7 protein-coding genes are annotated in these 6878 nt (G+C 62.6%); 3 read left to right on the top strand and 4 right to left on the bottom strand.

Annotated features, from left to right (window positions below):
* Nucleotides 1-216 precede the first annotated feature (216 nt).
* From NKJ55_RS11245 to NKJ55_RS11235, 3 genes are all read right to left on the bottom strand, one after another.
* Complete coding sequence (locus NKJ55_RS11245; protein WP_352449948.1) at nucleotides 217-573, bottom strand: DUF488 domain-containing protein; 357 nt, start codon at nucleotides 571-573, stop codon at nucleotides 217-219.
* 57 nt (nucleotides 574-630) lie between these two features.
* Nucleotides 631-1887 (bottom strand): aminopeptidase, encoded by a 1257-nt coding sequence (locus NKJ55_RS11240; RefSeq protein ID WP_352449947.1) that lies wholly within the window; start codon nucleotides 1885-1887, stop codon nucleotides 631-633.
* Between the two features lie 80 nt (nucleotides 1888-1967).
* Nucleotides 1968-2882, bottom strand: a complete 915-nt coding sequence (locus NKJ55_RS11235) for a LysR substrate-binding domain-containing protein (RefSeq protein ID WP_352449946.1) — start codon at nucleotides 2880-2882, stop codon at nucleotides 1968-1970.
* A 97-nt stretch (nucleotides 2883-2979) separates the two neighbouring features.
* Between NKJ55_RS11235 and NKJ55_RS11230 the strand changes: the two genes are divergently transcribed.
* From NKJ55_RS11230 to sbmA, 3 genes are all read left to right on the top strand, one after another.
* Nucleotides 2980-3189, top strand: a complete 210-nt coding sequence (locus NKJ55_RS11230) for a hypothetical protein (RefSeq protein WP_352449945.1) — start codon at nucleotides 2980-2982, stop codon at nucleotides 3187-3189.
* Between the two features lie 112 nt (nucleotides 3190-3301).
* On the top strand, nucleotides 3302-4456 hold the full coding sequence (locus NKJ55_RS11225; RefSeq protein ID WP_352449944.1) for a YbfB/YjiJ family MFS transporter: 1155 nt from the start codon (nucleotides 3302-3304) through the stop codon (nucleotides 4454-4456).
* A 116-nt stretch (nucleotides 4457-4572) separates the two neighbouring features.
* Nucleotides 4573-5850 carry a peptide antibiotic transporter SbmA gene (gene sbmA / locus NKJ55_RS11220; protein ID WP_352449943.1) on the top strand — a complete coding sequence of 426 codons (1278 nt, stop codon included), beginning with the start codon at nucleotides 4573-4575 and terminating at the stop codon, nucleotides 5848-5850.
* Between the two features lie 27 nt (nucleotides 5851-5877).
* On the opposite strand, the gene NKJ55_RS11215 is transcribed toward sbmA, so the two are convergent.
* A complete protein-coding gene (locus tag NKJ55_RS11215; RefSeq protein ID WP_352449965.1) occupies nucleotides 5878-6870 on the bottom strand; it encodes a polysaccharide deacetylase family protein in 993 nt (330 codons plus the stop codon).
* Between the last annotated feature and the right edge of the window lie 8 nt (nucleotides 6871-6878).

Genomic DNA, 6878 nt, shown 5'->3' with positions numbered 1-6878 from the left:
TTTTTTGAACACCACCCCCCCCAAACCCCCCCAAGCCCTCGTGGCGGGGGTCGGGATTTTTTTAAACCTCCCAGCGCGCCGGCCGCTGCCCCCCCACCTCTCCCCCGCTTCGCGGGGGCGAGGAACCCAGGTCTTGAGAGGTCGGAGGGAAGCACCCCTCTGGCCGTCGCTACGGCTTTCGCCACTCTCCAAAGTCACAGGACGCAGGCTCGCGCTTCAGTCCGCCCCACGTAAATAGCTCGCCAGTGCCACCGCATTGTTGTACGCCTCGTCATGGGCGCCGTAGAGCAGCGTCACCTTGCCTTCACGGAGCAAGGCACGTAGTTCCGCCACCGCCTCGCCGTTCCGGTCGAGCTCATCGCGGTATCGCCGCTGGAATTCCGCCCAGCGCGCCGACTCATGACCGAACCATTTGCGCAACCCATTGCTCGGCGCGATGTCCTTCAGCCAGACCGTCAGCGCCGCGTCCTCTTTGCGGACGCCGCGAGGCCATATACGGTCGACGAGCACCCGCTGCCCGTCATCGGGCGCCGGCTGCTCATAGATGCGCTTGACCGCGAGCTCCATTGCCAACTCCGCATGGGCCAGCAGGCGCCGCTGCTTGCTGGTCTTCGCTTAGAGATCCCGGGCCTAAACCCACTCGCCCTTGCGCATCACCGGCACGCGGCTGCCGTCCTTATGGACGCCGTCTATGTCGATCTTGTCCGAGCCGATCATCCAGTCGATGTGGATGAAACTCTTGTTGCCGCCGCGCGCCGCGATCTCGTCCTGGCCGAGCGAGGCGCCGTCGACGAAGCACTTCGAATAGCACTGGCCGAGCGCGATGTGGCAGGCGGCGTTCTCGTCGAACAGCGTGTTGAAAAACAGCAGCCCACTCTTGGCGATCGGCGAGGAATGCGGCACCAGCGCCACCTCGCCGAGACGGCGCGAGCCTTCGTCGGTATCGAGCACCTTTTGCAGCACATCCTCGCCTTTCGTGGCCTTGGCCTCGACAATGCGGCCCGCCTCGAAACGCACCGCAATGCCGTCGATCAGGGTACCCTGATAGGACAGCGGCTTGGTGCTGGTGACATGGCCTTCGACGCGCCTTGCATGCGGTGTGGTGAAAACCTCTTCGGTCGGGATGTTGGGGTTGCAGGTGATGCCGTTCTTGGCGGTCGAGGCGCCGCCCATCCACTCGTGGCCGTCGGCCAGCCCGACGGTCAGGTCGGTGCCGGGACCGGTGAAATGCAGTGCGTGGAAATTGTGGCCGTTCAGCCATTCGGTGCGGCTCTTCAACGCCGCATTGTGCGCCGTCCAGTTGCCGATCGGGTCTTCGACGTCCACCCGCGAGGCGGCAAAGATGGCGTCGGCGAGCTTGGCCACGGCGACGTCGTCGGCGTCGTCCGGGAATACCTGCTTGGCCCAGGCCTGATCGGGATAGGCGACGATGTTCCAGTTGATGTCGAAGCCGGTGATCTTCTCCAGCGCCGGCTGGTAGGCCATCGAATTCGCCTTGTTGGCACGCGCCACCTTTGCCGGGTCCTGCGCCGAAAGCAGCGACGGATCCTCGCCGCGCACGGCAAGCCTCGCCGCATTGTTGGCGAAGGCTTTTGCCATGCCTTCATAGAGCCAGCCGGCGGCGCGGTCGAAGCCGGCGTCGGCGCCGTAGCGGAAGCGCGCGAGCGTGATCTCATCGTCGTTGAAGATCGGCGTCACCAGGCCCGCGCCTGCCTTGTAGGCGTGCTCGACGATCCGCCGCGTCAAAGGCAGCGCGGCAATAGACGAGGTCAGCACCAGATCCTGCCCCGGCTGCAATTGCAGCCCGACCTTGACGGCGACCTCCGCCAGCCTGTCGAGCTTCACCGGGTCGATGCTTGCGGAAACGCCGCGCGAATGTGTGGTCATGATCCTGCCTGCCGTGATTGGGGACTGTTTCTTACATAGACCGGCGCTAACGACCTTTCCACCGTGATGTGCCGGCAGCCCTAGCTGGCCCTCTCGAGCGACCTGAACTGCGCCATCGTCGCCTCGATCTCTTCGCGGATCCAGATCTTGAAATCCCTGACCTTACGGCTTTCGTTCTTGCTGGCCGAGGTCACCAGCCAATAGCCGAGCCCGCTCTGGGCGCGTACGCCGAAAGGCGCAACGAGACGGCCGTCGGCCAGCGCGTCGGCGGCCAGCAACTGCCAGCCGAGCATAACGCCGTGGCCGGCAATCGCCGATTCCAGGCACAGCATCGGATCTGTGAAGCGCGCGCCCTTCATGAAGGTGACCGGCTTCACCCCGGCCGCTTCGAACCAGCTCTCCCAACTGATCATCGATCTTTCGTCCGTGATCGCACAGGTCAAAGCAAGGTCCTCGATCGATTTCAGCTTGCTGGCGATCACCGGTGCACAGACCGGAAACACCTCCTGCGCCAGCAGCAATTCGGCCCGCCCGCCCGGCCATTTGCCGTCGCCGAGCCGGATGGCGACGTCGATGTCCGAACGATCGAGATCGGCAAGCCGCACCGAGGCATCGATGCGCAGGAGCACGTTCGGATGGCGGGCAAAATGCCGCGACAGCCGCGGCAGCAGCCATTTCGAGGCGAAAGCTGGCGCCACCGAAACCACCAGCGTGCACTCCGAGCTTTCATCGGCAAGCGCCACCGCCTGTGCGAGTTCGCGGAAGCCCGCGCCAAGCCGCGTTGTGAAGGTGGCGCCGAATTCGGTCGCCACCAGGCCAGCCGGCGTTCGGTCGAACAGCGCCCGGCCGAGCTGCTTTTCGGTCCGGTTGATCTGCTGGCTGACGGCGCTGACCGAGACGTTGAGCTCGCCGGCCGCCGCCGCGAGCGAGCCCAGGCGGGCGACGGCCTCGACGGCGCGCAAGCCGTTGAGATGAACACGGTTCAGCATAGCCATACAGTTTTTCTAAACTGGAGCGGCGGAAATCTCAATTGCCAGACACTGCCGAACGGCGGATTTTAAGTGGGTTACTCAAAGTGAGGAGGCAAATCCGATGAAGATTTTATCATGGCTCGGCGCCTTTTCCCCGATCGGGATGCAGCCACACCGGCATGACAGCAAGGCCATCAATTGGATGACCGATCCGCTGGCGCATCCGCTCCTCGACACCATGTCGGAGCGCGAACTCGCCGACATGCCGTTCAGGCTGACTGCGCGTCGTACCCGCTTCGAGACGGCCTCGACAAGAACCTGCTGCGGTTGAGTCTCCTGAAGAAGCACCTCGGGCGAGCCAACCGCCGACGCGGCTGCGCAACCCTTCTGGCCCAACAAAAGGCGGATTGTCTCACCGGCAGGCGCACTTATGGTGCACTGCAATGAACATCGCTTCGCCCTTGCGCCTTGCAATCGCCGGCATGATTGCCCTGGCCGTCGCCATGGGCATCGGCCGCTTCGTCTACACGCCGATCCTGCCTGGCATGATGGAAGAGCTCGGCCTGTCGCCGGCCGATGCCGGCTGGATCGCATCGGCCAATTATCTCGGCTACCTCGTCGGCGCGCTTGCCGCCACCGGCGGCTGGGCGCAAGGCCGCGAGCGCCAGGTGATGCTGGCCGGCCTTGCCGCCACCGCGATCCTCGCCGGCCTGATGGGCCTGAGCGGCACGATGGCCGCGTTTCTCGCCATCCGCTTTCTTGCCGGCGTTGCAAGCGCCTTTGTCCTGGTCTTCATGACCAGCATCGTTTTCGGTCATCTCCCCGCGGCCGGGCGAAACGACCTGCAGGCGTTGTATTTCGGCGGTGTCGGCCTCGGCATCGCGGCGTCCTCGGCGCTGTTGGCGCTCCTCGTCACCGAACATGCCGGCTGGGCGGCGGGCTGGCTGTGGTCGGCGGTGATTTCGGCCTGCGGCTTTGCCGCCGTCGCCTTGCTGGCCGGCGGCACCTCGGCCGCGAACAGCACCACCGGGAGCGAGCCGGCACTGCCGAAAGACCGGTCGCTGGTGAAGATCATCGTCGCATACGGCCTGTTCGGCTTCGGCTATATCGTCACGGCAACGTTCCTGGTCGCCATCGTCCGCCAGGGCGGCGGCGGCCGCGTCTTCGAGGCTGTGGTCTGGATGGTCACCGGCCTTGCCGGTTTCCCATCGGTCTGGCTGTGGCAGAAGCTTACGGCCAGGATCGGGCTCTATGCCACCTACGCGCTGGGGTGCCTGATCGAGGTGGTCGGCGTCAGCGCCAGCGTCGCCATGGGCGGGCGCACCGGGCCGCTACTCGGCGGCCTTCTTATCGGCGGCACCTTCATCGCCATCACCGCGCTTGGCCTGCAGGCCGGCAGGCAGCTTGCTCCGCAAGCACCACGCCGGATGCTGGCGGTGATGACGGCCGCCTTCGGCCTCGGCCAGATCATCGGCCCGATCGTCGCCGGTCTGCTTGCGCAGGCCTCGGGCAACTTTTTCCTTGCCTCGATCGTGGCTGCCGCCGTCCTGCTCGCTTCCGGCGCGATCGCCTGGTCGGCTGCGCCAAAATCGCCATGATTATGGTCTTGCTCGGTTGCGGGCATCGGGCACGGGCATTTTCTTTCCCACTAATGTGTGACTTTATGCCCGCTGACCAACGCCGCTGATTTGCGCCGACCGAGGATTTCGCCACAGTGTTCGTATCGTTTTTTCCGCAGCCGAAGCTCTTTTTCACCTCGGCCGCCGTCTGGAGTGCGGTCATGGTGGCCGTGTGGTTTCTCGGCGGCGACCAGCTAGGCGCTTTGGTCGGATTTCCCCTCCCTGCAGCGGACGCGGCGCCGATCATTGGCGTTTCCGTTTTCTGGTCGCCTCCGTTCCTTTGGTTCTACATCTATTTTACACTTGGTGTGCTGCTCTTTTACGCCTTCTGGCATTGGTATTCCCCGCACCCGTGGGACCGCTGGTCGATCCTTGGCAGCTCGCTGATCTTGTTCACGACCTATTTTCAGGTTCAGGTGAGTGTAGCGATCAATGCCTGGTACGGGCCGTTCTGGGATCTGATCCAGGGCATTGTGAGCAAAAGTGTGAAGGCGACAGAGTATGATGTTTATGCGCAGTTAATAACTTTCCTCGGCATCGCTCTGGTGGCTGTTACTGTTTACGTTCTGACAAATTTCTTTGTAAGCCATTGGGTGTTTCGCTGGCGGACAGCGATGAACGACTACTACATGTCCTATTGGCCTAGGGTGCGGAGCATCGAGGGAGCTTCCCAGCGCGTGCAGGAAGACACGATGCGCTTTTCAAAGATCATGGAAGATCTTGGGACCAGCTTTATTGATTCGATAATGACTTTGATCGCCTTCATGCCGATTTTGCTTGCCTACTCAAAGCACATTACGGCATTGCCTTTCATCGGTCAGGTGCCGCAGCCGTTGGTTTTGGCTGCGATCTTCTGGGCGATGTTTGGGACGGTATGCATTGCCACCGCCGGCATAAAGCTGCCCGGCTTGCAGTTTCGCAACCAGCGCGTCGAAGCCGCTTACCGCAAGGAACTTGTTTATGGTGAGGACGATCAGTCCCGAGCGCAGCCGCCGACCGTTTCCGAATTGTTCGGAAATGTGCGCCAGAACTACTTCCGGCTCTATTTCCACTACGTCTATTTCAATGTGGTCCGCTATCTCTACTTGCAACTAAATACCATATTCCCTCTTTTTTTGATGACTCCTTCGTTGGTCGCCGGAACCTTGACGTTGGGTCTCGTCAACCAGGTCAATTCCGCGTTCAGCCAAGTGACCAGCTCGTTCCAATATCTTGTTAATTCCTGGTCAACGATCGTTGAGCTCTTGTCAGTCCACAAGCGGCTGCGAGCGTTCGAAGCCACGATCAAGGGCGAGCCGCTGCCGGTGATCGATCAGCACTATCTAGAACGGGAACAAGCCGGGCTGCGTCCTGAGGACCAGCCGGCAAGCTAAGACTGGCGGGCGGCGGGCGCTTGCGGCTCAGCCGCCCACCGCCGCCTGCCTTTCGCCTCGCCGCGAAACATAATCGTGAAAACTGATGCACTCGACGTCCGCTTTGATGCAGACCTCGCCGGCAAAGCGTTCCAGCGCGTTCCAGTAGGCGCCGTCGTTCATCAGCGTGAAGTGGAAGCCGAGCTCAAGCGGAATGCGCTTGCCCCGGTATTGCGCATCGAAGGCGGCGCGGAACGCGTGATAGGTCCGGTCAGTGAACTCCTCCGCCATGCTCGGCCGCTCGAAGCCGCCGGAATGTCTGACATAGAGATTGTAGTCCATGGCGATCACCCGCCTTGAGCTCGGCCCTTCCGGGATCTGCGGCAGCGAAAAACGCGTGATGCCGCTGACGGTCGGCGGCTCGACCGGCCCACGCGAGACGCCGCTTGCGTCGAGCAGGAAACCGGCCGCAGGCAGCGCCTCGTAGAGCGCCTTGTTTGCCGACAGATAAGGCGCGCGGAAACCGACCACTGCCTTGCCTGCGAAATCGCGCCAGCCCTTTGGTTCGGGTGCAATGCCGTTGATCGAATAGGCGTTTTCGAGAACATGCTTGAACGAGCCGAACTCGCTTAGCCAGTCGGCTTTGCTCCAGTCCTTGCCGTCGAAATGACCGCAGCCATGGCTGCCGATGTCGTGGCCTTCCGAGGCGGCAAGATTGATCTGCTCGAGCCGCTCGGCGACTTCCTGTTTGGAGGCGGCAAAGCCGATATTCGATTTGCCTTCTGTCTTGCCGGGCGCGGTGTATTCCATACGCGTCTCGGGCGACAGCAGGAACACGCAGGAGACAAAATAGGTGAAATGCGCACCCGTGCGTGCGGCCAGCGCCCGGCTGCGCTGCCACTGCGAAATGTCGCGGGCGCTGTCGAATGAGATGATGACGATCTGCTTCGGTTTTGCCGGCGGCGCCGGCGGGTCGGCGCAAGCCGCGCCGGCAGCAAACACGGCAATGGAAAACGCAACAACGCGGGACAAACGGGGCAAAGGCATCT

The sequence above is a fragment of the Mesorhizobium sp. M0106 genome, assembly GCF_040322715.1.
Lineage (GTDB): Bacteria > Pseudomonadota > Alphaproteobacteria > Rhizobiales > Rhizobiaceae > Mesorhizobium.
Note: the sequence above shows the minus strand (reverse complement) of the source record. Positions and strands in the feature narration are given on the sequence as shown.